Genomic DNA, 26,850 nt, shown 5'->3' with positions numbered 1-26,850 from the left:
GGCTCACGATTTGGCGCTTCCTCAGTCATGTTATAGTGGACGACGGGCAATAATGGCTACCCAATCTTCCATTAATAATACTTCTTCAATCACAAAGCCTGAAGCTTCTAGTGCTACTTTCACATCATCTCGTTTTGCACCGATGATGCCCGAAGTGACATATAATCCACCTGGTTTTACAATTGTATACGCGTCATCTGTGAAGGACATGATGATTTCAGCCAAAATATTAGCGACTACTACATCTGCTGGTTCTTTTACAGTATCCAATAAGTTACCATGGAACACTGCCACCTTATCTTCCACTTTATTTAATGCTACATTTTCTCGCGCTGAACGTACAGCTACCTCATCTAAATCAAGCGCATGCACACTTTTGGCACCAAGTAATGCTGCACCAATAGACAATACACCCGATCCTGTACCGATATCAACAACTGTATCCCCTTCTTTAATGACCTTTTCAAGTCCTTGTAAACACATTACCGTTGTTGGGTGGGTACCTGTACCAAATGCCATACCAGGGTCTAATTCAATAATTAGTTCATCTGTTGAAACAGGTGTGTATTCCTCCCATGTCGGTACGATAGTAAAGCGTTCAGAAATCTTAACAGGATGGTAGTATTGCTTCCAGGCCGTTGCCCAATCTTCTTCATTGACTTCCACAATGGATACCACATTTTCACCGATATCAATGTTAAAGTTCGTTAAATTTGTGATAGCTGCTTTTATTTCTTCGACTGTTTCATTTAAAAAACTAGACTCTGATAAATAAGCTTTAACAATCACGCCATCTTTCGGAAAATCATCTTCATTTAGCGCATAAATTTCACCATATTGATCTTCACGTGGCTTCGCAAACTCTGCAGAATCTTCGATGACAACACCACTTGCACCTGCTTCATGCAAAATATTCGAAATTGCTTCTACCGCATCATTTTTTGTATGAATGGATAATTCTGACCACTTCACGTAGCTCTTCAGCTCCTCTAATTATTCACCTTGGAATTTTTTCTTAATTTTATCGAATAGTGAACTACCTTGTTCTTCAGGGATATCGCCACTAATTTCTGCAAATTCTCGTAGTAATTGTTTTTGTCTTTCCGTTAATTTTTCTGGGGTCATAACTTTTACTGTCACATATTGATTACCCATACCATAACCATGAACATTTTTAACACCTTTATCTTTTAGACGGAATTGAGCACCTGACTGTGTTCCAGCTGGAATACGTAATTTTACTTTCCCATGGACTGTTGGTACTTCAATTTCATCCCCAAGTGCTGCTTGAGGGAATGTTAATTTCAACTCGAAGTAAATATCGTCTCCATCTCGTTCAAAATCCTTGTGACCTTGAACGCGGAACATAATATATAAATCCCCTGCAGGTCCACCGTTTATACCTGGTTCACCTTGACCAGATACACGAATTTGTTGTCCATCATCCACGCCTGCTGGAATCGTCACTTTAATTTTCTTACGTTTTTGGACTTTTCCTTCTCCACGACAAGTCGTACATTTTTCTTTAATAATTTTACCTGTTCCATGACATGTTGAGCATGTACGACGATTCATCATACGACCAAATGGTGTATCCACTGCTTGATTGATTTGACCTGCACCTTTACATGTCGAACATGTTTCTGGTTGCGTGCCTGGTTTTGCTCCTGAACCGTGACATGTTTCACACGTTTCATCTTTTGGGATTTCTATTTCTGTTTCTTTTCCAAAAATAGCTTCCTCAAATTGGATGTTCATACGATATTGCAGATCATCCCCTTTACGTGGAGCATTTGGATCTTGACGGCGACCACCTCCGCCAAAGAATGAACTGAAAATATCCTCGAAGCCGCCAAAGCCGCCCCCTCCAAAGCCACCACCAAAACCAGCATTCGGATCCTCATGACCAAATTGGTCGTAGCGTGCTTTTTTCTGGTCGTCACTTAATACTTCATATGCTTCAGCGATTTCTTTGAATTTTTCATCTGCACCTGGCTCTTTATTAAGGTCAGGGTGATATTGTTTTGATAATTTACGGTATGCTTTTTTAATCTCATCTTTTGTAGCCGATTTTGTTAAACCAAGCACCTCGTAATAATCGCGTTTCTCCATGATTCACACTCCGCTCTGTTTGCATAAAATCTATTGTAACATGCAGTTGAAAAAACTGCCTCATTTTTTCGATTAAAGGTTCTATAAGTTCCAAAAATGAAGATACCCACTTCCTAGCAGCTAACGTATGCAACTATCCCATAAATGGTGCATTTACGTGAAGTGACCTCACATCATGACAAAAGCCAAAGCCGCAAGCGGTCTTTGGCTTTTTCACTTTACTGTGTTACTTCTTATTTATCATCTTTTACTTCTTCGAATTCAGCGTCTACAACACCGTCATCTTTTTTACCAGCGCCAGTGTCTGCACCTGCATCGCCACCTTGAGCTGCTTGAGCAGCTGCTGCCGCTTGTTCGTAAACTTTCATCACTAGTGGCTGTAATACGCCTTCTAGTTTTTCTTTAGCTGCTTTAATACCTTCTAATTCACCAGCTTCAAGCGCTTTTTTCAATTCGTCACGAGCATCTTCCACAGATTTTTTCTCGTCTTCTGTAATTTGCTCACCAAGGTCAGCAATTGTTTTATCCACTTGGAATACTAATTGGTCTGCTTCGTTACGAAGATCTGCTTCTTCTTTACGTTTAGCATCTGCTTCAGCATTAGCTTCAGCGTCTTTTACCATGCGTTCAATTTCTTCCTCTGATAAACCAGAATCAGATTGAATCACAATTGTTTGCTCTTTGTTCGTACCAAGATCTTTTGCTTTTACAGATACGATACCGTTTTTATCAATATCGAATGTTACTTCGATTTGAGGTACACCACGAGGTGCTGGTGGAATATCTGCTAATTGGAAGCGACCTAATGTTTTATTGTCAGCTGCCATTGAACGCTCACCTTGTAGAACATGAATATCTACTGCTGGTTGGTTATCAGCTGCTGTAGAGAAAACTTGAGATTTTGAAGTAGGAATAGTTGTGTTACGGTCGATTAATTTTGTGAACACGCCACCCATTGTTTCAATACCAAGTGAAAGAGGTGTTACGTCAAGTAATACAACGTCTTTCACATCACCTGTTAATACGCCACCTTGTACTGCAGCACCCATTGCAACAACTTCGTCAGGGTTAACACCACGGTGAGGCTCTTTCCCTGTTTCTTTACGTACCGCTTCTTGTACTGCTGGAATACGTGTAGAACCACCCACTAAAATAACTTGGTCAATTTCAGAAGTTGACAAACCTGCATCAGATAATGCTTGACGCACTGGTCCTACTGTACGGTTTACTAATGGTAAAGTAATTTCGTCAAATTTCGCACGCGTTAAAGAAATTTCTAAGTGTAATGGACCTGCTTCTCCAGCTGTAATGAATGGTAGAGAGATTTGAGTTGATGTTACACCAGATAAATCTTTTTTCGCTTTTTCAGCAGCATCTTTTAATCGTTGCATCGCCATTTTATCTTTTGATAAGTCAATGCCATTTTCTTTTTTGAATTCAGCTACTAGATATTCGATAATTGCGTCATCGAAATCATCTCCACCTAGTTTGTTATCACCAGCTGTAGCTAGTACTTCAAAGACACCGTCACCTAACTCAAGGATAGACACGTCAAACGTACCGCCTCCAAGGTCAAATACTAATACTTTTTGATCTTGATCTTGTTTATCTAATCCATAAGCAAGAGCTGCAGCAGTTGGTTCGTTGATGATACGCTCTACTTCTAGACCTGCGATTTTACCAGCATCTTTAGTTGCTTGACGCTGTGCATCGTTAAAGTAAGCAGGAACTGTAATAACTGCTTTTGTCACTTTTTCCCCTAAGTAGTCTTCAGCATAGCCTTTTAAATATTGAAGAATCATTGCAGATACTTCTTGTGGCGTGTAGTCTTTATCTTCTACTGTTACTTTTTCAGCCGTACCCATTTTTGATTTAATAGAAATGATTGTGTTAGGATTTGTTACTGATTGACGTTTCGCCACTTCACCAACTTGACGTTCACCATTTTTAAAGGCAACAACAGATGGCGTTGTACGGTTTCCTTCTGGGTTTGGAATTACTTTTGGTTCTCCACCTTCAAGTACAGAAACGCAAGAGTTTGTTGTTCCTAAGTCAATACCAATAATTTTGCTCATTAAAATTTCCTCCTATTATGTCAACGCAAGGGATGCGTTTTCTAACTAATTTTAATTGACTAAATAGTGCAAAGACTATTCGTTCACAGATACCATTGTTGGGCGTAATACACGATCCTTTAAGATATACCCTTTTTGTAGTTCGCGTAAGACGATACCCGTTTCTTTTTCACTATCTTGTTCTTGCATAACAGCTTGGTGAATCGTTGGATCAAATTGCTCACCTTCAGCTTTAATCACTTGCAGACCTTCTTTTTCTGTTGCTTCAATTAAAGAGCGATACACCATTTCAATTCCTTTAATGATCGATGCAGTCTCTTCAGAAGTTGTCTCTACTTGTAAAGCACGTTCAAAATTATCAAGGACTGGTAATAGATCAGATAGTAAGCTTTGGGCGCGATACTTTTCAGCTGCCTCACGGTCTAACTGATTACGACGACGCATATTATCGAAGTCAGCACGTAAACGTAGGTGACGATTTTCTTCGTCAGCCAGCTTTGCTTGTAGTTCAGCCAGCTTAGCCTCATACTGTTCTTCAATTGATAACTCTACTTCTTCCTGAACTTCTGTTTGCTCTACTTCCTCAGTTGTCGTTTCAGCTTGTACATCTTCTTGTACTAAATCTTTGTTTTCCGTTGTTTCCGTCACTTGAATCCTCCTCATTATCATTCACTACGATTCTTCATAAAGGCTTGTGTTAAATCCAAGCGCATTACGTCTAATAAAGCCACAACACGCTTATAATCCATACGTGTAGGGCCAATAATAGCAATGGCTCCCTGTTGATCATCACCAATAGAATAGGTAGTGGTAATGACACTGCAATTTTCCATTTCTAGTTGTTTATTTTCTGAGCCTATCCGAATATGAATACCTGATTCATTCGGATGGAAAAGTGACTGCACTTGGCTAGTCGTCTCCATTAAGTCCAAAATCATTCGGACTTTATTTAAGTCATGGAATTCTGGTTGGTTGAACATATTCGTTTTCCCACCATAGAAAATTTTACTTTCTGAATTATGCATTGTTGCTGTGATAAGTGCGCGAATAAAATCATCCGCTGATCGAACATGTTGCTGTAACACTGCTAGCACTTCAGCCTCAAGGCTTTTATGGAGATCTTCTAATGAAACTCCAATAAGGCGATCATTTAAGATATTTACCATTTTCTCTAAATCAGAAGCGGTAAAGTCAGGTGGTAGATTGAACATGCGGTTTTCTACATGCCCATTATTCGTCACGATAATCGCTACTGCTGTGTCGCTAGAAAGAGGGACAATTGAAAATCGTTTAACACGATGCCTTTGGACATCAGGTCCTAAAAGTATGGAAGTATACGATGTCAGCTCTGATAAAATGTTGGCTGACTTTCGGATAATATGCTCTACTTCTACTAGTCGATCATTAAAAATTGATTGAATTTGTTGAATGTCCTTGGAATTGATACCTTGAGGACTCAACAAATGATCTACATAAAATCTGTAACCCTTTTCCGAAGGCACTCGACCAGAGGAGGTATGCGTTTTTTCTAAAAAGCCTAATTCCTCTAAATCCGCCATTTCGTTTCGAATAGTGGCTGGACTAAATGTAATCCCTTGTTTTTTGGAGATTTGGCGAGAACCTACCGGCTGCGCAGACACAATAAAGTCGTCTACAATGACTTGCAATATCTGTAACTGCCGATTTGTTAGCATGATTATCACCTCTGTTAGCACTCAACTAAGAGGAGTGCTAATACTATTATTAAGTTATCAAATCCCACATTTTATGTCAACGATATCGCTCAATCTTCTAGCAAAAATTGTTGAAATACTTCATTGCCCACAAAACGCCCTTTTCTTGTCAGGCGAACACCAAGCTCATCCTGTTCTAAAAGCCCCTTTGACACTAGATCTTTTATTACCACATCATAATGCGCAGTCATAGGTGTTTTAAATTTCTCTTCATATATAGAGTGCATAACACCCTCTGTTTTTCTTAGCCCTAAAAACATTTGTTCTTCTCTTTTTTCCACTTGTGATACTTCATGTGCGTGGACAATTGGTAGCTCATTTGCCTCAACAGCTTCCATATACTTTTTTAATGGACCGTGATTAGAATAGCGTATACCTGCTAAATACCCATGAGCTCCTGCGCCAAACCCTGCATATTCATCATTATCCCAATAAATCTTGTTATGCTCTGAATGATATCCTGGTTTTGCAAAATTACTGATTTCGTATTGTTGAAGCCCATGTAAGGCCATTTGTTGCATCAGCACATCATACATATCCGCTTCTAAATCTTCTGTCGGTAAATACAGTTTCCCTTTAGCGTACTGATTATAAAAAATCGTTTTGGGTTCCACAATAAGAGAATAGGCAGAGAAATGTGGCAAATCAAGAGTAAAAGCTTTGGCTAATGAATCCTTCCATTGCGCCATCGTTTGCCCAGGTAAACCATACATTAAATCAATGCTGATATTACGGAAGCCAATTTTTCTAGCCAGGGCAATTGTTTCATAGACATGATCATTACTATGAGTGCGTCCAATCTTCTGTAGCAATCCCTGGTCAAAAGATTGTACACCCATGCTTAAACGATTAACACCACCGTCGAACAACACCTGCAATTTGGCTGCAGACAATTCATCTGGATTTGCCTCTGATGTAAATTCTGTCACACTATTCATTGGAATATACGTATGAATAGACGTTAGTAGTTTGTCCAATTGCTCAGGAGATAAAGCTGTCGGTGTTCCGCCACCAAGAAAAATCGTCTCGATGTTACGGAATGTTTCAGGATGTTTTTCGGTTGTCAGGGCCATTTCTTTTCCAAGTGCTTCGATATATTCATCCACTGGTTGATTTTTAAAATAAAATTTATTGAAATCACAATAATTACAGATTTGATGACAGAAAGGAATATGAATGTAAACACCTCGTGCCATAGCAATCCCTTCTTTCGCGTTAAGTCTTTTCCATTTCTACATTATAACGAATCGATAGAAGGAACGCTATGAAACCTCACAGGTACTTTTAATGAATATTGATTCTGTAATGACAAAACAAACTGCACCTCCGATTATTAGTTAGAATCTAACAATCGAAAGTGCAGATTTTTCATGTATAAAAAATGACGCCCACAACAATTCCTAACAGCACCAATAAATAAGGCTGTATTTTCCATCGAATTAAACACCATAAAAAGACAGCTACTATGAAAATATCTAACGTGCTGATGATGGTTTGTGTCACAATGGGATGTACAAAAGCAGCAGCTAGAATGCCAACGACTGCCGCATTTGCGCCTGCCATCGCACCTCTAAGTCGTGCAATTCGACTTAGGCTAATCCAAAATGGTAGCGCTCCAACCACTAGCAAAAACGCCGGTAAAAATATTGCGAAAGTAGCAATAATAGCTCCCGGAACGCCAGCAATAACCATACCGATATATGCAGCAAATGTAAATAAAGGTCCTGGAACTGCCTGTGTCATACCATAGCCAGCTAAAAAATCTGAGGTACTTATTTGACCACTTTGAACAAATTGTGTTTCCAGTAAAGGTAAAACAACGTGTCCGCCACCAAATACTAAGGCACCTGCAAGATAAAACTTCTCTATCATAGAAATCCACTCAAGATGCCATAAAGCGGCTAATATAGGTAAACCTAGGAGTAGCACGAAAAAAAGTACTAGTAAAACAATGCCCGTGGTTTTTGAGATGGGTATATGAACTAATTTTGAGGTATTACCCTCATCACTTTTTTTCAGTAGTTGAAAGCCTAAACAAGCAGCGATCAATATTGCTACGATTTGTGCCAATGGATTTAGCCATGTCAATACTGTTATCAATGTCAATAAAGCAATCAACCAATGCCATTTTGTCGAGAGTAGTTTTTTACCCATATCAAAAATAGCATGAGCGACAATCGCCACTGCTACTAACTTCAAACCATGAATCCAATCCATCTTAAACTCTGTATACTTGGAGAAATAGGCAAAAAGTATAAGTATCAGAACTGATGGTAAGGTAAAACCAAGAAATGATAGAAAGCTTCCTAGTACTCCTCCTCTAAGTAAACCAACCCCCATCCCCACCTGACTAGATGCAGGACCAGGCAAAAATTGACTTAACATAACGAGTTGACCATAATCATGTGCAGAAAGCCATTTACGTTTCTGTACATATTCCTGTTGAAAATAACCTAGATGAGCTGTTGGGCCTCCGAATGAGGTACAGCCCAATTTTAAAGCAACAAAAAAAATCTCCCAAAGCCTTCGCAAACTCTCAACTACTTTCCATATCTTTTATTTCATCTTACACGGAAAGCAGTTTTTTTTAGATTAAGAGTTTGTAAAATTTACTTCATTATTCATCTCTCTTTATTTTAATTGCAGAACCTACTTTACTACCCTCTTTATTGATTGGAATTAAAGTGTATTTTTTTTCTGTTAGATAGAGTGCATCTACACGACTTCCCCACCTTGTACCTTCTTTATTTAATGGATAGGGTGCTGCAAAATCCCATGATTGTCCAGATTTTGATTGGATTTTAAAGTGTAACGCATCATTGACAACACTTTCCTCAGCATGAAAATAAATCGTTGTGGAAATAGGTGTGGAGACAACTTTGTCGATGGTTATTTCCTGCTGATCAACATGCTTCACTTTTTTATCAATGGAAAAGATTTCACGATCTTGTTGTAATTGCTCTTGTGAAGCATCTACCTGAAATTCCCAAGGCTTCTCAATTGGTGTTTCAACATTCCAATCTTTATAACGAATAACTAATTCTAATTGTTCATCAGCCGGAAAATCATCCATTTTAATACTATTGTATATCGTATAGACGTTGGCAGACTTTGCTATGGACTGTCCTCCATTACGAACCATATAATCTTGCCCATTGACAAGAATTTGCGGAAAGAAAAATACTTGATGGTCTGGCTTAAACTCTTTTCCAGGTTCGAAAGTTGCATTCAGTAAAATTTGATTGTCATCTATAATCACTTCATTTAATGTTAACCGTCCTAAGCTATTGCTAGCTGTTTTCCCTACATCCGTTTTATAGGCTTCAAAATTCACATCCTGATCCCACCACAAATACAGCGTCGATCCACTAGCAATCATTAATAAAAGGATCACAACAATAAGCCACTTCTTACTTCTCCGATTTTCCTTATCCAAATCCACAACTCGAATCATATCATTGGACAACCGTACACCTCATTTTTATAAAAATCATTATGATTCATTGTAGTGCTCAATCATGCATTATATAACCTTCTATGTTGAAGATTCATTTATGTATAAAAGGATATTACATCCCTTTATGTAGATGACGACCTTTATTGACTTCACGCATTAAATAGTCCACAAAGAGATCATCTCTTACTAGCCATGCTTGTTTATTTCGCTTTAAAAACCACTCCGCTTCATTAAAGCTCGCAAAGGATTGTGTCAGTAGCATGTTATTTTTTTCAATTATCCAATCAACCTCATCGTTTGAATAGAGCATAAACATTTCATCTTGCTGATTTTTATAGAAAGTTCCAAACGTAGACCCTTTTACATTATAACGATTTCTTCTTGCATCCTCTGGAATAGGCTCTATATGGAATGTTGCCACTACATACTGCTTGTAAGCTTCCTCTGTTAATGAGCAGCCAGCAGCCTTTTGATGTCCACCTCCACCATATTTGGCAGCAATAGCTGACACATCAATATGATCATGGATTGTTCGAAAGGATATCTTCTTACTGCCCATATTAATCATCGCAATATAATCAAGATGCGGATTTTCCTTTCCCAATTCATTACCAAGTTCAGAAAGATAGGATTCTGCATAGACAACCCCAGCATAGTATTCTCCCAAAGTAGTTTGAATAAGCTCCCGTTTCTTACGCCGAATGTAACGCTCTGTTTTTTCTTCTTCCATGCTTAAAATTTTCTTTTCAAAATCATCGAAGTCAAAGTGATCACTTGTTTTTAAACGCTCAAGCATTTTCTCTTCAAATTCTTCAATAGACACTAGAAAAAAGAGTGCATTTAATCTTTGCGCTTGTAAATTGCCGTTCTTTTCCCATTCCCATGTATCGTATTGTCTTACTAACTCTACAAATTCAGAAACGGCTTCTGTTTTTTCTAATAGTCCATGGATAACCAGGTATTGATAATATAAAGATGTAGCTGACGTTAAAAAGCCTTGCTCATCCTCAATTAATACCTTTCCCCATTCATATTGATTGAAATGGAGTGCTGTCTTATGATGGTCCAACAATTGCACATTACCAGTCGCCTGATAATAATCATGAATCCTTTTTTCATTCTCTTCATTTGGAGAAAGATCTGTAATAAACAAAAATGTTTTCTGTTGATCATTCTCCAAAAAGAATTCGATTTCGCGATCAAGTGCTGTAATGGAATTGTAGCGTATCTTCACCTTATCGTTAAAAGCAAGCTTGGCTAAAATCCCACACCCTACTCCGTCTAAATCGTTATGTGATAATAATTTATACATGTTCTCACCTCGATTGTAGTATGGGTATTTTTTTGGTATTCAAACAGCTAATGACGTTCAATACGTAACAACATTGATATTGTTTTTCAGATAACATACATTAAAACCATACATCTTTAGGGTGAAAGGGAGGACACAGTGAATGAAAAGGAAACTAGCTTATAGTGGAATCGGATTTATTTTGTCTTTGTTTTAAACCTTTGTAATTGTAATTAAATTCTTTTATTCTTGCGAAATTTTCTCCAATTGGGCGATCACTTTATCGTATGTTGCCAATTTAATTTGTTCTAGCACTTTAATCTGAGCCTGTTATCTTTCAGCTTCCATCATTATCAAAGTTGTTTCTACATTCATTTCCCTCTGCTCCTTCTACATTAAAATAGGTTATTTAGAATCTCTATTCAAAATCTCCTTGATTAACCCAAAATATTTCATCCAATGTCGCATTCACTATATAGCAAATCAGTAAACAAAGCTTCAAGGATGGATTAAAACTCCCCTTATCTATCCGTAGTACAGTCTGTCTTGATATTCCTACTGCATCGGCTAATTGTTGTTGTGTCAAATCTGCTTTGACACGTGCAATTTTTACATGATTTTTCATATATTAACCTCCATATATATGGAGTAAAATATAGTTTACTTTATGTAAATTATATATCACATATATTTTAAAAATAATATCTAATGTTACACCTATTTAGTAGAACAGAATATACTTCGTAGTATAAAAGAAAATAAAATAATTGGTATATTTATGGTAATTAAATATTTTTTATGTTAGAATTTTCCATGAATGGTTTTTGTATATCAACCGTTCCCGAAATATCAGAAAAGAATGGGGGTCTTAAATGAAAAAATCAGTCCTACTTAGAGTATTGGCATTTATAGCCGTATTGCTTATCCTTTTTTCAGATGGGATACAAACCTATGATTTTCTTATCCTATTGTTTGCTGTTTTCTTTATAGGTACCCCGTGGTACAAATTTTTCAAAAAAAAGTAAATTTAAATTTAGGAGGAATAGTAAATGAAGAAAAAATTGATCTTTTTTGTAATGGTTATGTTTTTAGCATTTCAACCCCTATCTGTAAATTTAGGTGCTTTAGCTAAAGAAAAAAATGAAACTACTGACACTACTGATTGTAATAGTTGCTCACAACAAGCACCTTTGCAAATTGAAAAGAATGGTTTCCTTAATGACTCAGTAGTTGTAAATGAAGTGAAACAGGATTTAGATATTGCAGAGAATTTCACACATAGTGAATACAGTAGAGAAGACTTTGATTGGCAAAATACTGAGTATATGGATTACGGTAAGAATAAAGATGGTTTGATGATTCCTTATAAAAAGAACAATGAAAGTTTTGATATTCGATTATTGACTACTTATGATAAAACCACTGGTGAAGTTGGCGAATTTATCATTATGAAATCAACTTTAGATATAGAGAATAATGAAATCAATGTTACTTATGCAACATTAAACAATGAAGACATGCTTGGTATGACTCTTGAAGTAGGTACAAATAAAGTAATTGATAAACAAGTTTATTTCGATGAAAATTCAGAAGTTTCCCTTTTATCAACTAATAGTGCTAAAGCAGGTTATTGGAGTGATTCATGGGAATGCTTAAAAAACTATTGGTATGATGCCCCTGAACTAACAAAACAAATTTGTAGTGCCGCATGTGCGTCAGTAATATTTGGTGGCAATGTTGTAGGTGCTGTTGCGTGTGCTAGTTGTTTAGGTTCTCATGTTATGGTATGTCTAATCCATTAATAGTTAATTAAAAATCCCCTTCTATGGACGTTTAAAAGGTAAACCGATAATAAAATTGTTTAATATTATTATAAAAATATAAGAGCCTTGCTACACTCTAGCGTGTAGTAAGGCTCTTTAAAGTTGTTTAATTCTTATTGAACTAAAGCACCCTGTTAGTTGAAGAACTAATTTTACGAAATAATTCCTTTATAATTGTTGTATAGTACTATATTATTCCGCATGTTCTTTCATTATTTTATCAAGTGCTTTAAGATAAGCATCTTTATTTTCCTTACTTAACTCATAAAGTGCATTATCCCAATTTTCCCCATCTACACCCGATAAATGTGGAGTACTTTTTAGTACAGCTTCTTGCATATTCGGTTTATCCTCTTTACTAGCGTCTTTAATAAGCTTTGTTGCTTTTCTTGCATCTGTAACCCCTACTTGTATGTCTTTGTGAATGTCTTTGTATTTAACAGGAACATTTATATATTCCATATTGTCTAAAATCTTATCCATCTTGATTGCTGTTTTTAAAATATCTTTTTCTTTTTCTTTGTCTTCCATAGCTTTCATCGAGTTTACTATGAATATCTTAAAAATATCACTCAAGCATTTGCCAACTACTCTAAGCAATCATGGAATATTGGCAAAATGGCTCAGATGAATAATCGTTTTTTAATTAGCCTGAGAAATAAGTTATTAAAATTAACACCCCAAGTAATGATTCAAAAACAAGCACAGCATGTCTATAATTTTGAAACCACAAAATAAACAAACTATAACGAAATTCTTAAAATCTGCACTTTCTTTGTGCAGATTTTTTCTTTTAACTAGTCAAATAGATAAAAAGTAATAGCTCTTAAAGTTTTTCTTATAATAATATCATCATTCTTTTTCATTTTAAGATATTTCTTTAAAAATCAAGCTACAGTAACATAGTTAGAATTTGTCAATAAAACTTAGATTTTTCAGAAATGTCTATAAATATTTTTTCAGTAAAATATAATCACCATCTCTGCTAAAATATGCTATTATACCTTTAGTATAATGTCCTATTTTTATTAAAGTAAAAATAGAGGAAATATGAACTACAAAAGGATGATGAATATGCAAAATATCCAACAATTATTCCAGAGCGAAGATGGAAATATCCAACAAAGAGGGAATTTTTTGTCCCTATTAGAGAAAATTGTTTCCTCATTAGATGAATTAAAGAACCCAAATAAGACAACTCTTGGTCCAATGAAAGAGCGATCTGCTAATTTTTATCAAGAGCTTATGCAAGAGCATCAAGTGCCAACAACTGGGATTGGACTAGATCAAGTTGTAAAAGAATTGACACATTTAATGCAAGGACACCCTTATCATACACGTAACTTTGTAACAAATGTTTTACCGATGGCAAGTATTCCTGGAGTGTTAGGACAGTTTACAAATGCGCTATTGAATGGCAATAATTTATGGGATGTTTATGGTCCTGCTGCTGCTGAGTGTGAGGTTAAAGTAGTAGCAATGATGTCTAAATTAGTAGGCTATGATTATACGAAAAGTTTTGGCTATACTACATGGGGTGGACAAGGTGCTGTTTTTAGTGGACTTCGTCTTGCCATTGCAAAACAATTCCCTCAAGCAAAAGAAGATGGTGTTCCTACTAATTTATATTGCTTTGCTTCAGAGAATGCCCATTACAGTCTTTTAAAATCAGTAGAAGCCGTGGGTATCGGCAGTAAACATTTAGTGCGTGTAAAAGCAGGTAAAGATCATTCGATGGATGTAGAAGACTTACGTGCACGTATGACAGACGTCATCGAAAATGGCGGTATTCCTGTTTATGTAGTAGCGACAACAGGTGCTACTGATCAATTTGGTATTGATGATGTCCAAGCCATCAAAGAAGTCACAACAACCCTTGAGAAGAAATACAACTTACAACCAGTACATATTCATGCTGATTCGGCTTTAGGTGGTTTTTATGCCTTCTTCAATGATTATGATTTTAATAAAAACCCACTCCAATTTGAGTCAGAGGTTTTACAGGGATTAGCACAAATCCATGAACGTATGCAACATCTAGCCATTGCGGATAGCCTATGCTTTGATTTCCAAAAGCTTGGCCAAACACCTTATTTAACTAGTCTATCCTTAATTAAGGAAGGTAAAAGTTTACAGCTACTAGATATTGAGGACTTTGATACGCCATATGTAGGCAATCGTGGTTATGGCTCTTATCATACTGGCTATACATTAGAATGCTCTCGTATGGGTAGCTCCATTGCAATTTTTGCTGCATTGCAGGCATTTGGTAAGGAAGGCTATCAACAACTATTAGCTAATTATGTACGTGTGAATTTAGCATTCCGTGCTCAATTAGCTGCGAAAACGCCAATGCTACAGGTGGTTAATGAATCCAATATTGGGCCAGTCACAGCGTTTCGTTTATATCCAGACGGCATGAATTGGCAAGCTGAACAAGCTGGTCACTATACACAAGACCAAATTGAACATATTAATGGCATCAACGCTTCATTCTTTGAAATTATTGGAGAAGGTCGAGACGAAGTATTCTTTGGTGACACAACACGAGTTTGCACCGTTCATACAAGTGATACAACACAACATGTTCCAGTTGCAGCGGCAAAATTCTTCTCAATTTCACCTTATACTGAGACAGCGCATATTCCTGATATGATTCAATTCTTACAGCAAAAGCTTAAAGTACTGGAGGCGTCTCACATTGCGTATCGTCACTAAATTTAAGAGCTCTTTACTCTATAAATATATAGCCAGTTTCACCATTCCAATAGCGATTATTTCCTTGCTCTTTAGTATTGTGTTATTTGCCGTTTCTTACCGCATTATTGACAACTTTGTTATTAAACAATTTGAATCTACTTTAGAGATTACATCGACAACGATTTTTGAAGATATTGAGAAAAATGATGTAAAGGCAGCGGATAATGGTAGCCCTGACAAATACAAAAAGCTTTTAGATCAATTGAATGCAACGGTTAAAAAATATGATGTTGAAAACGCCTATATCCTTTCTAAAGCAAATGGTAAGGAACATATCGTCGCTCTAAGTAATACCGACAATCATCAGCAAGATTATGTATTTAGTGAAGAAATGCATGAAGCCGTAGCTAGTGGTAACACACAAACAAGTGATATTTATAAGGATGAATATGGTATCCATAAATCCATTTTTATCCCATTTAAAGATACAGATATTATTTTCGGTTTAGATATGGATGCTTCCTTCATTTCTAAGCTTCAAACGGAAACACTTTGGATTTGTATTATTTTAACGATAGTATTTGTAATTTTTGGTATAATCGTTGCTTACTTTATTAGTGTAGGCATTACAAAGCCAATAAAAAAAATGACACGTTATGTTGGTCAAGTTGCACAGGGAGATTTGGCTGTTGAACCTCTTCACATAAAAGGTTCCAATGAAATTGCCCAGCTTTCATCAGGCATTGAAAACATGACGGAAGATTTGCGTTCGTTAATTAAACAAATCGCTCAAAATGCTGAACAAGTGGCCGCAATGTCGGAGGAATTAACAGCAAGCTCTGAACAGACAAGTGCATCCATTCAGCAAATAACCTCTTCTATGCAAGAGGTTGCAGCGGGTTCAGAAAAGCAAACTTCTTCGATTGAAGAAGTGGATAGTCATATTACAACCATCTCTAACAAAATGTCAGAGGTAGTGACAAGTGTAACCGATGTAACAGATAAGGCATTCCAAGCATCTGCTATATCAGAAAAAGGCAACACAACAATCCAAGATGCTACTGAAAAAATGGCCGTAACATCTCAGGCTATTCAAGAGTCAGCAGCTGTAGTAGAACGTTTAAGCACATACACAAATGAAATTGGGGATATTGTGACATTGATTACCCAAATTACAGATCAAACGAATTTACTTGCATTAAATGCTTCGATTGAGGCAGCGCGTGCAGGCGAACACGGTAAAGGCTTTGCAGTTGTAGCGGAGGAAGTCCGTAAATTAGCCGATCAATCTTTAGAGGCAACTAACAGTATTCGTACACGCATTGAAACGATTAAAGAAGAATCTGCACAAGCCGTCAAATCAATGGCTATCAGTAGCAGTAATCTTGCCGAAAGCTCAACAACATTCAATGCATCCGGAGAGGCATTTGCTGAAATTTATACCCAAGTCACTTCACTGACGAGAGAAATGGACCATGTCAATAACGTGATGTCCAATATCAATGAAGGTGTTAGCAGTATTGCTAGTTCTGTTGAACAAGTGGGGGTCGTAGCTGTTCAAGCTTCAGGCAATATTCAAAACGTAGCTGCTGCCTCTGAGGAGCAATCTGCAAGTATCGAAGAAATAACAGCTTCCTCTAATAACTTAGCTGAAATGGCTCAACAGCTCCGCAATATCATTCAAAAATTCCAGTTATAAAAATAACAAATCCGCTATGCACATTTTCGGCATAGCGGATTCTTCTTTCCATAAAAACTCTCCTACCAAAATGGTAAAAGTTTAGGCAATAATATTTTTCACAACTTTTGAAATAACGGCACCTTCAGCCTGACCTGTCAGCAATGGTTTTGCAATTTTCATGGCTTCTCCCATGTTCATTCCTTTTCCAACACCCGCTGCCACTAATTTCTCTGCAATTTCTTCTTCTGATAATTGCTTTGGTAAAAAGGATCTCAAAAGTGTCAATTTGGCTTCCTCTTTTTCAATCAGGTCTGCTCGCCCAGCCGTTTGTGCACCTTCTAAAGCCTGATTTGTTTGTTTGACCTCTCGATTAATAATAGCTATTTCTTCGTCAGCTGTTAAAGCCTCTCCCTTTTCTTTTTCAGCTGAATCTAATGCTGACTTTAAAAGAGATAATACACCCTTCGCTAACGTATCTTTTTCTCTCATTGCCGTTTTTAATTGTTCAAATACTTCTGTTTTTAACAATGATCTCACTCCTTCTAACCGTCTATATCAAAAAAATTATATCATAAAAATCATGAAGGATTATAGTTCGTTGCATCTGCTAACTTTACTTTATAGTGTAATATTCCCTTTAACTCACCTTCATAAGAAAAAATGCCTTGCTGAATTAATTGACGCAGACGATAGTCGATCCATTCAGCCTCTCTCAATTCTTCCATATGCCCCAGTACCTCTCCAATTAACCTAGCTGCAACTTCGTAATGAATTTCCTCTTGTTCTTCCTGTAAACGTTTAGCACAGGTAATGATCAAGTCATCCTCTCTATCCTCATTATTATTTCCCCAAAGTTCATGATATTTCCATGTATGTATGCAATCGTAATCATCCATTAACAGATTTAGCCCTTCTTTGCATAGGGAGTGCCTCAATGCTTCTTTTAATGGCCATCTTTGGAAATGTTCATAAAAGTAAAGTAAATCCTCTGTGCTGACCTCTCCAGTCGATCTTGGATAATGATCCTCTGCTAACTGTGGTAAAGTATATAACTCATGAAATAACTGAAAAGTATCTAATACATAGATATCATTTGTTTTCTGTTCGAGCATCGCCAAAACGAGTCGAAGCCCTATTTGCTCATGAGCATTTTGACAAGTCCAAATCAGTATATCCTGATGAGGGGGGATATTTTTAATTTTCTCTATTGCTTCCTTCATCTCCCGCTCACATATGATCAATCCATCATCTTCTATTAGATAGCGCTGTTCCAACCATTGAAAACGAGCTTCAATTCCGTCCCTTGTATGTACATCTTTTAAAGGACCAACAGAAAAATTACCTGGCACAACAATAATCTCCTCGGACTTAGCATAGTCAGGATTACGAAAGGCTGCTTTCAAGCTCCCCCCAGGTGAATGACCGAATACAATATGCACTGTTTGTACCGTTGAAGCATCCCGCTCCTCAGCTTGCTGTAATAAAAACTGTAACATGCTATCTCTTGACTGTTCATTTATTAAAGTTAAAAGAAGCATCGACTTCGCATCAGCTTCACTCAATCGTTGTATTGACTGTTTTAGTTGGTTGATCTTCTCCATCATCTGTACTCCTTTATTTAAAAACACCTAACCTTATCATACCTCTTTATTACCTCAAATTACTAATTTAGTTAGTTTTAAAGATATGTTACTACTATTGCTAGTGAATTCTTTAATCTGGGCGGAGGCTCACTTCTTTTGAGCGACTTGCTCACTTTTTGGAGCAGGACAATGTATGAACTATATTCTCCAGAGCTAAAAACACTCATGTCCCTATAAAAAAACATACTACACGTAGTAGCTCAACTACGACGGTAGTATGTTATTTAATCAACATTCGTTAAAAATACTTTTCCTTTTTTAGTTCCCTCAACAGCATCGATTGCCTTATGGATATCCAATAATGGAAAACGAGCATGTACATTCATCATTTTTAAGGAGCCATCCTGTACAAGGTGTATAAGTTGTTGCATCGTTTGTTGCCATTTTTCAATTGACGTCTGACGTTGCCAATGGCGTAAATGAAACATCCTCGCTTGTACCTTTGCTTCCTTCACAATGTTTGTCCAATTTACCTGAATACCCGATAAAAGACCAATAGCTAAAAAAATACCCTCGGGCTTTACGCAGAAGGCAAGCTGATTGCCAGCCTCTCCACCAATCGAATCAATTGCTGCATCTGCTCCCCTACCATTTGTTAATGCCATAACGGTTTCGTAAAGTGGCATATTAGAGGTATCAATGACAAAAGCTGCACCAAGTTGCAGTAATTCTTCAGTATGCTGATTACTTCGTGTCACAGCAATAAGTTGATAGCCTAGCAATTTCGCAAGTTGAGCATAGAGATGTCCAATGGCAGAGCCACAAGCATTTACTAATAAGACATCGTTTGATTGTAAATTAAGTACCTCTGAGCATGTTACGAAGGCTGTAATTGGATTAATATACATTTGTGCTGCTGTAAAATCATTCATCGTGTCAGGAATAGTCACTGCAAAATCTGCTTGCGTTTTCACTACTTCCTGCCAAGTTCCCTCTCCCCGTAACGGTAATACGCGCTGACCAATAATCTTTGGTGAAACAAGCGGTCCAACAGCTTCTATTATTCCTACTCCCTCATAGCCAGGGATAGTTGGTAAAGTGATTCTATGAGCATATTTCCCCCATATTGGTATTAAATCTGAGGGATTAATCGGTCTGGCTAGCATGCGAACAAGAATTTCTTGACCTTGAGGAGGCTCGATTGTTTTATTCTCTAGCCTTACAACCTCTTGCGGATTTCCAAATTCATAAATTTTTAGGCATTTTGCTTTCAACGATTCTAGCTCCTTTATTCATTCTGTATAGAACAACATCATACGTTCCTTAAATCCAAGCTTCTGATAGAAAGGTTGTTTACCTTTGGCACAAAATAATTGAACCCATTTTATATTTTCTTTCTGACATTGCTCTAAAAGAGCATCCATCACCATTGTGCCAACTCCTTTTCGTTGATAATCAGGATGCACCATCACATCACAGATAAATGTTTGATAGATACTATCAGAGATAATACGTCCATAGCCAATTAGATTGCCTTCATCATATATAGATGTACTGAACCAGCTATTACAAATAGCCTTGTATAATTGTTCATACGTATACTGCCCTTTTGCATTCCAGCCAGTTGTTTGGTGCAATGCTTTATACGAGTCTATCGTCGGATTTGTTTCTTTGATTATATACATATAACACCCTCCTTATTTTGAATAAATATACAAAATAACATATATTTAATCAACAATAAGTTTATGATGTTAGAGTTGCAGAAGCTTTAATTGCCCTTCTTCATCCATATTTAATTGTAAAGCTTCGTCTATTTCAATACTAATCGGGCTGATAACTGCTTTCTTATCAGAAAAATACCACAGACGTCCACTCGGTCCTAATAGGATATTGGCTCCGTCTTCATAGTTTCCTAGAAAATTAAGGCCATCCAGTTGAATTTCCTTGTTTGCTATAGGGTTTATAGCATACTTCTTTAATTTTTCAGCAATTGTTTGAATGTCATCTGACGTTAAATTGATTTCTCCAATATGTAACACTTGCTCTACAGAAAAATTAACTTCAGCATGTTTCGGATTTATTTCCTGTCTTGCAATAAGCTCTACTATATTGCCTTCTGGATCGTAGAAATAGCATGCATATGCTTTTAAAAACTCAAAATAGACTTCATCCTGCCCCTCTGAATCCAGCAAGCCTACATGCTCTTCTGCCCAAATCTTTGCCTGTTGAAATAAGTTACTAGGAATATTTAATGCAAAATGATACTGCTTTGGCATTTTAGAAGGCATCTTTTCAAATGTCATCCTGCTTTCTCCCACGGCTATTGTAAAATAGTCAGCTGTTCTTTCTAACAAAGTAAAACCTAACAAATCAACATAAAATTGCTCCATTTTTTGCATATCATGAACATATAATTTTACCTTCGTAATCTTCATCTTTAAGCACCCCTTTACACTCCCTACTATACAAGTAGCTGATTAGAATGGCTTCATGCAAAAGAATGAAGTTTACTTTCGTATAGTTAGAGAAGCTCTCGATCTCCCCTGCTATTTGGCTGCGATATTACGAGGAATTCTACATCTTCTTGTGAATCGTTTCGCATTTGATGTGGTAAATTTGGAGGTACTTCAATTCCCTCATGTTGCTTTAACTCAATTCTTTGGTCATTCAGTTCTATTGTAGCTGTGCCTGAAAGAACAAAGAAAAACTGCTGTGCATGATGGTGATAATGATTTACCTCAGCTGTTTGAGCAGGCATCCGCTCATGTATCACACTAAGCTCCCTATTTTGTACAAGATGCCAGCCATCACACTGTGCTCCCCATTGATAATGTTGTGCTAATGCTTTGTTAATTTTCATCCTTACACTTCCTTCCCTGCTTTAGAGGAGGGATATCCATCATTCTTGTTAACTTCCCTCATCCAATAAATTCAGCTAAGCTAATTTTCCTTTTTTGAAAATCTGCACGGATAGCCTGTAACTCAGCTTCTAACTTTAAGGCACCTGCTTCAACTCCCCTATAAATTACTAGCGGGGGCTGTTCTAAAGCCTTTCTCGCTTGTGAATAATCATAAGATAATAATTTTTTTAGCAACAATAATGTCTTTAGTTTATCTTTTCCTTCCCCAGTAATAGTTAGTTCATAGTACGCTACAGAACTTTCTTCAGGCAACATTTCTTCTAAACTAGGTGGAATCAGTACACTTTCAAGGAACAAAATTAAATTGTCATAAGCCATTGAAAAATGCCAATTGCCTGTCCCATGGGGAGCGGTAAAAACAGCCGTATCACCTCTTGATAGATCCAGACAATAGGGATCGCCTTCATCTGTGGCAATGACTAAATAATCATGTGGCCAATCCTCAATCATCTCATCTGTCACTGGATTATAATTATAGCCCTCCTGCCCACGTATTAAATCTCTTGCGCCATAGATATTTAGATTAATATAATCACCTGTAGCCCATGTAACCCTTTCAACAACATAATGTCTCAAAAAATAAACATACTCTGCTGGCAATGACCACCCACCATCCACAAATTGGCTAATATCCTCTTCTGATTGATGATAAAAAACCATGGGATAGGCTGACTCCCGCTCCTGAAGCTCATCAATACAATCACGCATTTGCTGTAATATTGCATCGAGTTTCTTTTCTAAATCTTTCAATGGAATTCTCTCCTTTTGATGACCAAGTGTCTTTCTTGCATTTTAACATACCCCATCATTAACCAAATAAGGGGAACATGTTATAATCATTAAAATAGACTGGTAGTATGCATAACGTGAACAAAAATAACGGATGGGAGCGATCTGTCATGCAACATACGAATGAACAGATAATACAGCAAGCCAACACGGAATTTTTGAAAGCACTTCGCTATTTAGATTATGGCAAGGTAAAACAAGGGGAAGCATGTCTCAAACAAGCCACCCATTTGGCAAATCTGCTGAATGACCATATCACATTTATTCGTGCTGCCATTTGTTATGGAGAGTTGCTATGGCACGCTGAAAAATATGATGCCTCCGATCATTGGTTACAGCTGGCACTTGATCGATTGACCGCAGTACAGCAAGATATAAATGACTTACTAGATGTGGATGTGCAACGAGTTCGATCCCTACTAAACCACCAACGACATCCATTATAAGGAGCAAGCAATCATGCAATTACTTATTAGACGTCCAGAACAGTCGGACATCCAGGCGTTACACGAATTCTTTGATCTTGTCATTCGGGATACTTATAAAAAAGAAGGAATTGCCGAGCTAGTGGACGATCAACAGGATGAATGGGAAACGAAAAAACAGTATGTAGCAATGGACTTAGAAAGCCAGGGCAAAAAAAGATTTTTCTGGTTAGCTTTAAATGAAGAAACCAATGACATAATAGGCACTATCGAATGCGGTGCAGCCAACGAAATCATTCAACAAACAATCAAAGAGGAACTATTCAATTGTCTAGAAATCGGTACCGTTTTTGTTCATCCTAACTATCAAAATCGTGGGATCGGCACCATGCTACTACAGAAAATGCTCCTAACGTTAGAAAATCGAAGGGTTCCTAGTCTTTGTTTAGATAGTGGATATAAACAAGCGCAAATGATCTGGCAGAAGAAATTTGGACAGCCTGATTTTGTCCTTGAAAACTATTGGGGAGCAAATAGTCACCATATGATATGGAAACGAACACTACCTTTTCGAATATAGAAGTAAAAAATGCTCTATCAGATTACACAAGAACCTCTATGTAAAAAACAAATCTTTAGTCAATAACATGCTTTATGCATACAATATAAAACACTTTCCCAAATGATTTACAGGGTGTTATTAGGAATTACACATAAGGTTCGTGGTTTAGGGTATGACAAATTACAATGAATACTCAGTATGATTTCCACTTAGCTTTCAAGTGTTACCATCTGATGAAAATATCCTAATAAAAATTTACGGGACTCTCGATATGTGGGATAAGACTCTAAAAAAGACTTTGGATCAGTATGATGATTGGTAAGCAATAAAGAGATTATAAATGCTAATACTTATTATGTTTGGAGGGGAATGAAATGTTAAAATTCATTGATGATTTAGCGGGTGCGGTTTTCGATGTTTTTATGTTGTTTTGTTATTTCTTTGCAGGCGTAATAATTGTAGGAGTCCCCATTTTTTTATTAGCTAAGTTTTTCCTATTGTTTCACTAAATTTCAAACAGGTTGGTCGCACTATAAAAGGAATCACTATAAATAGTGATTCCTTTTATGACGAATACACTCAATATTAGGCTAAATATTTTGTTGCTAGTTCTCAGGTACTTATGGGCGAGACAATGCTATTATTTAATAAATTTATCATAGAACCGTTTGAGCATCGTTGCCATTTGTTGTCTTGTGAGTGTATCTGTAGGATTCATACACTTGCCATCGCCTCGTATAACTCCCTCTTCAATGGCCCACTCCCAATCTTCTTTATGTGCTGGTGATACCATAGCATTTGATTTTATCCCAACTAATAACTCTTTCATTTCAGTAAGTTCCTGTTTTAGTTGTTTGTTTTCTTTCTGTAATTCTTCATACTGAGACAATGATATTTCCTTCTTCTTATCAGTATCTGTGAACCAGGATAAAGACTTAGATCCATTTAATTGGTTTAAATCTACAGTTCCTTTAATACCTGCTACAATCCCTTTGTCTGTGTACTGCCATAAGTCACAAGCAAAGTTTGGCTTTAGTCCAGGTGAGCTAGAGCCACTATAGCGAGGAATCCATAGGAAATCATAATTTTTAACGGTATCCATCAGATAAGGTTTGTAAAAATGATGGCCTGTATATAGCCCGACTTTTACAGCCTTACTTTTTAAATAATCAATAAACACCTGTGTGCCTTGTACGATTTTTTGGACACTAGCACCAAAGCTTTCTTCGATATCTACAACATAAAATAGCGGATTATAGTTTTTTGCTCTGTTATAGAAGTCTTTTGCTTGTTCCAATGCCTCAGTACCATTTTTAAAGGTAACATAAATATAAACACCAAAAGGTACCTTGTACTTAATACATGCTTCTATATTTTGAACGTATTTACGGTCAATTGTGCTTGTACCATATTGTGTGCGGATGATAGCCAAATCAACATCTTTAACCGCTTCAGACCAATCAATATCTCCTTGATGATGTGAAATGTCTATGATATAACTCATACAATTTTCTCCTCCCTAAAAATAGTAAATAAATTATGAATAGCGACAAACCCATTGCTTCAAGCATTATTTAGAATCATTCATTAAATAAAGTTATGTAGATTATTTTAGTCCTTATAGATTCTTCATTTACCGATTTTTAGTGGTCAGATAATTAAAAAGACAGAGCACATTTCACATAGTCGAATTAACTCTAAAAAAATAGCGGCTTTATATCAAATATTTACTTTGTAATTAAGTGCTAATTCATCCCCAGGTAACCCTCTTATTCCCCAATTATGTTTAGGCGTTTCAAAAATTGTAATTTCAACATCTTGAGGTGAAATATTTAATTTGTTATTTATGCGTTCAAATAGTAGCTTTACTAATTGTTTTTTAGCTTGAATCGTTCTACCTTCAAACATACTAATTTCTATTATTGTATATGATTCAGTTCTTTCACTTGCAAAATAAAAATCCTCTTTGTCCATAGGAAAAAAGCGATGAAATTTCTTATCTAATGGATATTCAAGTGCGTCCACCATACAAGAATGGATAATATTCGATAATGTTTCCTTAATGGGATTTAACCTTCTCTTAACACCATAAATTTTAATTTGTCCCAACGACCTCTCACCTTTCTTGACTTACTAATCTAAACTCAACTACCAAATACTGTTCTATAACGATATTATAAAATTCTTCAACATGACCATCAAGCTAATTCTATGCTTGGTTTCATTTAAACAATCACCCAATTTATTCATGAAACAAATGTGAACTATTTAAACCAACAATTCCAAAATAATAACTCTACTTAACTGTGACCATAATTAACTGCAATACGCTGCAAGCTCAGGTAGAAACAGTTATCCAAATAGTACACATTCTGTTGTTCCAATCTGATAAAGAAATAGATATAAAATATATTATTGTTGATGACAAACTAACGTTTGAAGTTGTGGGTGCCTATATACCTTAAAGCTCCAGGAAATGAAAGAGAGAGTGAGAGAAGCTCAGGACATACTGTTGCTTCGTTAGTTTCTACACCACTACATTTAAATAAATGAAAAGGAAGAACCTTAAATTACTAAAAATTAACTACTCAATTTTAAATGAGCACCTCATCTTTACTATTCAATTTCAAAAATGACCCAAACTTTATATCTACCTTCAATACTATTTTCTGTATAAACTCTACACTCTTTTATAGAAGCTAATCTAAAAGCAAGCGAATAGGCTATTTTGTAATCTGGTGTATCATATCCGTTATAAATTCTTCCATATATTTCATTTGCAATTGAATCTGCCCAGGTGTCAGCTTCATATAGAGTATCGAAAGTATTTCTTCTCTGTTCCATTTAATAGTCATTTCATAAACTCCTACGTAGTAATAGAAATAATCTAGATGAATGTATTGTTAGGAATTTGAATTCCATATTTCAAAGCAAGTAGCTACGGATCGTTTCGTAAAATCTTTAAATTGCACTTTGCAAATAATTTGATTTTTCCGAAAATTAAAGAGATTGCAATTACAAAGGGATATTAATATAAAATTATATGAAAGTACTATAAAATTATTTCTAATATTGAGAAAGGTGGAAGTAATATGATTTCAATATACAAATCATTCATATTAGCGGTGGTAATAGGGTTATACGTATATATAGCCAGTAAAAGTGAAAATAGCGTGCTTCTAAATTTTGTCATACTTTATATGATAATTTCAATAGTTTATTTATTATTTAGAAAGATTGAAAAAGAAAAAAGTAAGGAAAAATAACTTAATTAAAAGTAGGAGATTCGAGACCTTTGAAAAGATTCACTGTAAACTATCTGAAAAAAAAGCAGAGGATAGTAGCCAAAACAAAAAATGCCCAAGTATTCAATTAAAAACAAGTAACTGGGCATTATTATGACTAATTACTATGTTGTGTATGTATTATACCATTTTGAAGAGTTAAATAATGGTTTTTTTGGAATCAAAGGAAGCACCAAATTTTATTCCGAAGTTCCTCTTTTTTATATGCATTTATCATATTACCGATTACCTTTTCCAACACAATTTTCAATAAGCTCGCAGAAATGCTCATTATATTTTTCTATAGGTCATGTTTCTTCTCTCAACACGGTGACATGAAGGTGGAAGAAAACATTGAAGCCCCCACAACAGAGTGGTCTTAATTGGCAGGTTTCTAAACATCATTTCCAT

At 36.3% G+C, this 26,850-nt stretch carries 25 protein-coding genes and 2 pseudogenes; 6 read left to right on the top strand and 21 right to left on the bottom strand.

Translation table 11 applies throughout. The features are described 5' to 3' along the window. Positions 1 to 30: 30 nt before the first annotated feature. The 10 genes from prmA to AAJG31_RS21465 all read right to left on the bottom strand — a co-directional run bounded on the left by prmA (position 31) and on the right by AAJG31_RS21465 (position 11,293). Positions 31 to 972, bottom strand: a complete 942-nt coding sequence (gene prmA, locus AAJG31_RS21510; RefSeq protein WP_004227050.1) for a 50S ribosomal protein L11 methyltransferase — start codon at positions 970 to 972, stop codon at positions 31 to 33. A gap of 21 nt (positions 973 to 993) precedes the next feature. After that, positions 994 to 2,112 carry a molecular chaperone DnaJ gene (dnaJ, locus tag AAJG31_RS21505; RefSeq protein ID WP_016995416.1) on the bottom strand — a complete coding sequence of 373 codons (1,119 nt, stop codon included), beginning with the start codon at positions 2,110 to 2,112 and terminating at the stop codon, positions 994 to 996. Between the two features lie 233 nt (positions 2,113 to 2,345). Then, entirely contained in the window at positions 2,346 to 4,187 is a 1,842-nt protein-coding gene (gene dnaK / locus AAJG31_RS21500) for a molecular chaperone DnaK (RefSeq protein WP_048392179.1), read from the bottom strand. Positions 4,188 to 4,262: 75 nt separating this feature from the next. After that, positions 4,263 to 4,835 carry a nucleotide exchange factor GrpE gene (gene grpE / locus AAJG31_RS21495; protein ID WP_004227038.1) on the bottom strand — a complete coding sequence of 191 codons (573 nt, stop codon included), beginning with the start codon at positions 4,833 to 4,835 and terminating at the stop codon, positions 4,263 to 4,265. 17 nt (positions 4,836 to 4,852) lie between these two features. After that, positions 4,853 to 5,881, bottom strand: a complete 1,029-nt coding sequence (gene hrcA / locus AAJG31_RS21490) for a heat-inducible transcriptional repressor HrcA (RefSeq protein WP_004227036.1) — start codon at positions 5,879 to 5,881, stop codon at positions 4,853 to 4,855. A gap of 89 nt (positions 5,882 to 5,970) precedes the next feature. Then, positions 5,971 to 7,116, bottom strand: a complete 1,146-nt coding sequence (hemW, locus tag AAJG31_RS21485) for a radical SAM family heme chaperone HemW (protein WP_066036451.1) — start codon at positions 7,114 to 7,116, stop codon at positions 5,971 to 5,973. 172 nt (positions 7,117 to 7,288) lie between these two features. Then, positions 7,289 to 8,452 carry a chromate efflux transporter gene (gene chrA / locus AAJG31_RS21480; RefSeq protein WP_083225211.1) on the bottom strand — a complete coding sequence of 388 codons (1,164 nt, stop codon included), beginning with the start codon at positions 8,450 to 8,452 and terminating at the stop codon, positions 7,289 to 7,291. An 85-nt stretch (positions 8,453 to 8,537) separates the two neighbouring features. Then, positions 8,538 to 9,386 carry a DUF4179 domain-containing protein gene (locus AAJG31_RS21475; protein WP_048392177.1) on the bottom strand — a complete coding sequence of 283 codons (849 nt, stop codon included), beginning with the start codon at positions 9,384 to 9,386 and terminating at the stop codon, positions 8,538 to 8,540. A 103-nt stretch (positions 9,387 to 9,489) separates the two neighbouring features. Beyond that, positions 9,490 to 10,689, bottom strand: a complete 1,200-nt coding sequence (locus tag AAJG31_RS21470) for an oligoribonuclease (RefSeq protein ID WP_066036452.1) — start codon at positions 10,687 to 10,689, stop codon at positions 9,490 to 9,492. A gap of 397 nt (positions 10,690 to 11,086) precedes the next feature. Beyond that, complete coding sequence (locus AAJG31_RS21465; RefSeq protein WP_279495607.1) at positions 11,087 to 11,293, bottom strand: helix-turn-helix transcriptional regulator; 207 nt, start codon at positions 11,291 to 11,293, stop codon at positions 11,087 to 11,089. A 424-nt stretch (positions 11,294 to 11,717) separates the two neighbouring features. Here AAJG31_RS21465 and AAJG31_RS21460 point away from each other — a divergent pair, with 424 nt between their 5' ends. Beyond that, positions 11,718 to 12,470: a hypothetical protein gene (locus tag AAJG31_RS21460; RefSeq protein ID WP_227744900.1), complete on the top strand. Its 753-nt coding sequence runs from the start codon at positions 11,718 to 11,720 to the stop codon at positions 12,468 to 12,470. Positions 12,471 to 12,683: 213 nt separating this feature from the next. Here AAJG31_RS21460 and AAJG31_RS21455 read toward each other — a convergent pair. Beyond that, positions 12,684 to 13,043, bottom strand: a pseudogene (locus AAJG31_RS21455) (hypothetical protein); the annotation flags it as partial. Between the two features lie 522 nt (positions 13,044 to 13,565). Here AAJG31_RS21455 and AAJG31_RS21450 point away from each other — a divergent pair. Next, positions 13,566 to 15,209: a pyridoxal-dependent decarboxylase gene (locus AAJG31_RS21450; RefSeq protein ID WP_279495608.1), complete on the top strand. Its 1,644-nt coding sequence runs from the start codon at positions 13,566 to 13,568 to the stop codon at positions 15,207 to 15,209. Continuing rightward, complete coding sequence (locus AAJG31_RS21445; RefSeq protein ID WP_279495609.1) at positions 15,193 to 16,890, top strand: methyl-accepting chemotaxis protein; 1,698 nt, start codon at positions 15,193 to 15,195, stop codon at positions 16,888 to 16,890. The genes AAJG31_RS21450 and AAJG31_RS21445 overlap by 17 nt, the downstream gene beginning before the upstream one ends. Before the next feature lie 81 nt (positions 16,891 to 16,971). On the opposite strand, the gene AAJG31_RS21440 is transcribed toward AAJG31_RS21445, so the two are convergent. The 7 genes from AAJG31_RS21440 to AAJG31_RS21410 all read right to left on the bottom strand — a co-directional run bounded on the left by AAJG31_RS21440 (position 16,972) and on the right by AAJG31_RS21410 (position 22,129). Next, positions 16,972 to 17,400 (bottom strand): GatB/YqeY domain-containing protein, encoded by a 429-nt coding sequence (locus AAJG31_RS21440; RefSeq protein WP_048392170.1) that lies wholly within the window; start codon positions 17,398 to 17,400, stop codon positions 16,972 to 16,974. A 50-nt stretch (positions 17,401 to 17,450) separates the two neighbouring features. Continuing rightward, positions 17,451 to 18,473: a DUF1835 domain-containing protein gene (locus tag AAJG31_RS21435; RefSeq protein ID WP_259948140.1), complete on the bottom strand. Its 1,023-nt coding sequence runs from the start codon at positions 18,471 to 18,473 to the stop codon at positions 17,451 to 17,453. A gap of 266 nt (positions 18,474 to 18,739) precedes the next feature. Beyond that, positions 18,740 to 19,729, bottom strand: coding sequence for a zinc-dependent alcohol dehydrogenase family protein (locus AAJG31_RS21430; protein WP_259948141.1), 990 nt, complete (start codon positions 19,727 to 19,729; stop codon positions 18,740 to 18,742). 18 nt (positions 19,730 to 19,747) lie between these two features. Beyond that, on the bottom strand, positions 19,748 to 20,140 hold the full coding sequence (locus tag AAJG31_RS21425; RefSeq protein WP_279495610.1) for a GNAT family N-acetyltransferase: 393 nt from the start codon (positions 20,138 to 20,140) through the stop codon (positions 19,748 to 19,750). 69 nt (positions 20,141 to 20,209) lie between these two features. Beyond that, positions 20,210 to 20,893, bottom strand: coding sequence for a VOC family protein (locus tag AAJG31_RS21420; RefSeq protein ID WP_036076277.1), 684 nt, complete (start codon positions 20,891 to 20,893; stop codon positions 20,210 to 20,212). Positions 20,894 to 20,979: 86 nt separating this feature from the next. Further along, positions 20,980 to 21,318 (bottom strand): cupin domain-containing protein, encoded by a 339-nt coding sequence (locus AAJG31_RS21415; protein WP_054550083.1) that lies wholly within the window; start codon positions 21,316 to 21,318, stop codon positions 20,980 to 20,982. Between the two features lie 58 nt (positions 21,319 to 21,376). After that, entirely contained in the window at positions 21,377 to 22,129 is a 753-nt protein-coding gene (locus AAJG31_RS21410) for an SMI1/KNR4 family protein (protein WP_066036458.1), read from the bottom strand. Between the two features lie 149 nt (positions 22,130 to 22,278). Here AAJG31_RS21410 and AAJG31_RS21405 point away from each other — a divergent pair, with 149 nt between their 5' ends. From AAJG31_RS21405 to AAJG31_RS21395, 3 genes are all read left to right on the top strand, one after another. After that, a complete protein-coding gene (locus AAJG31_RS21405) occupies positions 22,279 to 22,614 on the top strand; it encodes a hypothetical protein (protein ID WP_066036459.1) in 336 nt (111 codons plus the stop codon). A gap of 10 nt (positions 22,615 to 22,624) precedes the next feature. Next, a complete protein-coding gene (locus AAJG31_RS21400) occupies positions 22,625 to 23,173 on the top strand; it encodes a GNAT family N-acetyltransferase (RefSeq protein WP_279496372.1) in 549 nt (182 codons plus the stop codon). A gap of 356 nt (positions 23,174 to 23,529) precedes the next feature. Continuing rightward, positions 23,530 to 23,664: a hypothetical protein gene (locus AAJG31_RS21395; protein WP_004226973.1), complete on the top strand. Its 135-nt coding sequence runs from the start codon at positions 23,530 to 23,532 to the stop codon at positions 23,662 to 23,664. A gap of 131 nt (positions 23,665 to 23,795) precedes the next feature. On the opposite strand, the gene AAJG31_RS21390 is transcribed toward AAJG31_RS21395, so the two are convergent. The 3 genes and pseudogenes from AAJG31_RS21390 to AAJG31_RS21380 form a co-directional block, all read right to left on the bottom strand. Beyond that, complete coding sequence (locus AAJG31_RS21390; RefSeq protein ID WP_066036461.1) at positions 23,796 to 24,659, bottom strand: GH25 family lysozyme; 864 nt, start codon at positions 24,657 to 24,659, stop codon at positions 23,796 to 23,798. Positions 24,660 to 24,874: 215 nt separating this feature from the next. After that, the gene (locus AAJG31_RS21385) at positions 24,875 to 25,264 is read right to left on the bottom strand and encodes a tautomerase family protein (protein ID WP_066036462.1); all 390 of its coding nucleotides are present in this window, start codon (positions 25,262 to 25,264) and stop codon (positions 24,875 to 24,877) included. Between the two features lie 507 nt (positions 25,265 to 25,771). Beyond that, a pseudogene (locus AAJG31_RS21380) lies at positions 25,772 to 26,004 on the bottom strand (hypothetical protein). Positions 26,005 to 26,850: the final 846 nt, after the last annotated feature.

The organism is Lysinibacillus sp. BS3, assembly GCF_039614735.1.
GTDB lineage: Bacteria > Bacillota > Bacilli > Bacillales_A > Planococcaceae > Lysinibacillus > Lysinibacillus capsici.
Note: the sequence above shows the minus strand (reverse complement) of the source record. Positions and strands in the feature narration are given on the sequence as shown.

Bases quoted from the DNA above. Each gene is read 5' to 3' on its own strand.
- AAJG31_RS21415 (WP_054550083.1), bottom strand. From the start codon at position 21,318: ATGAAAATTAACAAAGCATTAGCACAACATTATCAATGGGGAGCACAG.
- dnaK (WP_048392179.1), bottom strand. From the start codon at position 4,187: ATGAGCAAAATTATTGGTATTGACTTAGGAACAACAAACTCTTGCGTT.
- AAJG31_RS21450 (WP_279495608.1), top strand. From the start codon at position 13,566: ATGCAAAATATCCAACAATTATTCCAGAGCGAAGATGGAAATATCCAA.
- AAJG31_RS21465 (WP_279495607.1), bottom strand. From the start codon at position 11,293: ATGAAAAATCATGTAAAAATTGCACGTGTCAAAGCAGATTTGACACAA.
- hrcA (WP_004227036.1), bottom strand. From the start codon at position 5,881: ATGCTAACAAATCGGCAGTTACAGATATTGCAAGTCATTGTAGACGAC.
- AAJG31_RS21405 (WP_066036459.1), top strand. From the start codon at position 22,279: ATGCAACATACGAATGAACAGATAATACAGCAAGCCAACACGGAATTT.
- AAJG31_RS21390 (WP_066036461.1), bottom strand. From the start codon at position 24,659: ATGAGTTATATCATAGACATTTCACATCATCAAGGAGATATTGATTGG.
- AAJG31_RS21435 (WP_259948140.1), bottom strand. From the start codon at position 18,473: ATGGAGAAGATCAACCAACTAAAACAGTCAATACAACGATTGAGTGAA.
- dnaJ (WP_016995416.1), bottom strand. From the start codon at position 2,112: ATGGAGAAACGCGATTATTACGAGGTGCTTGGTTTAACAAAATCGGCT.
- hemW (WP_066036451.1), bottom strand. From the start codon at position 7,116: ATGGCACGAGGTGTTTACATTCATATTCCTTTCTGTCATCAAATCTGT.
- AAJG31_RS21425 (WP_279495610.1), bottom strand. From the start codon at position 20,140: ATGTATATAATCAAAGAAACAAATCCGACGATAGACTCGTATAAAGCA.
- AAJG31_RS21395 (WP_004226973.1), top strand. From the start codon at position 23,530: ATGTTAAAATTCATTGATGATTTAGCGGGTGCGGTTTTCGATGTTTTT.
- AAJG31_RS21460 (WP_227744900.1), top strand. From the start codon at position 11,718: ATGAAGAAAAAATTGATCTTTTTTGTAATGGTTATGTTTTTAGCATTT.
- AAJG31_RS21420 (WP_036076277.1), bottom strand. From the start codon at position 20,893: ATGAAGATTACGAAGGTAAAATTATATGTTCATGATATGCAAAAAATG.
- AAJG31_RS21470 (WP_066036452.1), bottom strand. From the start codon at position 10,689: ATGTATAAATTATTATCACATAACGATTTAGACGGAGTAGGGTGTGGG.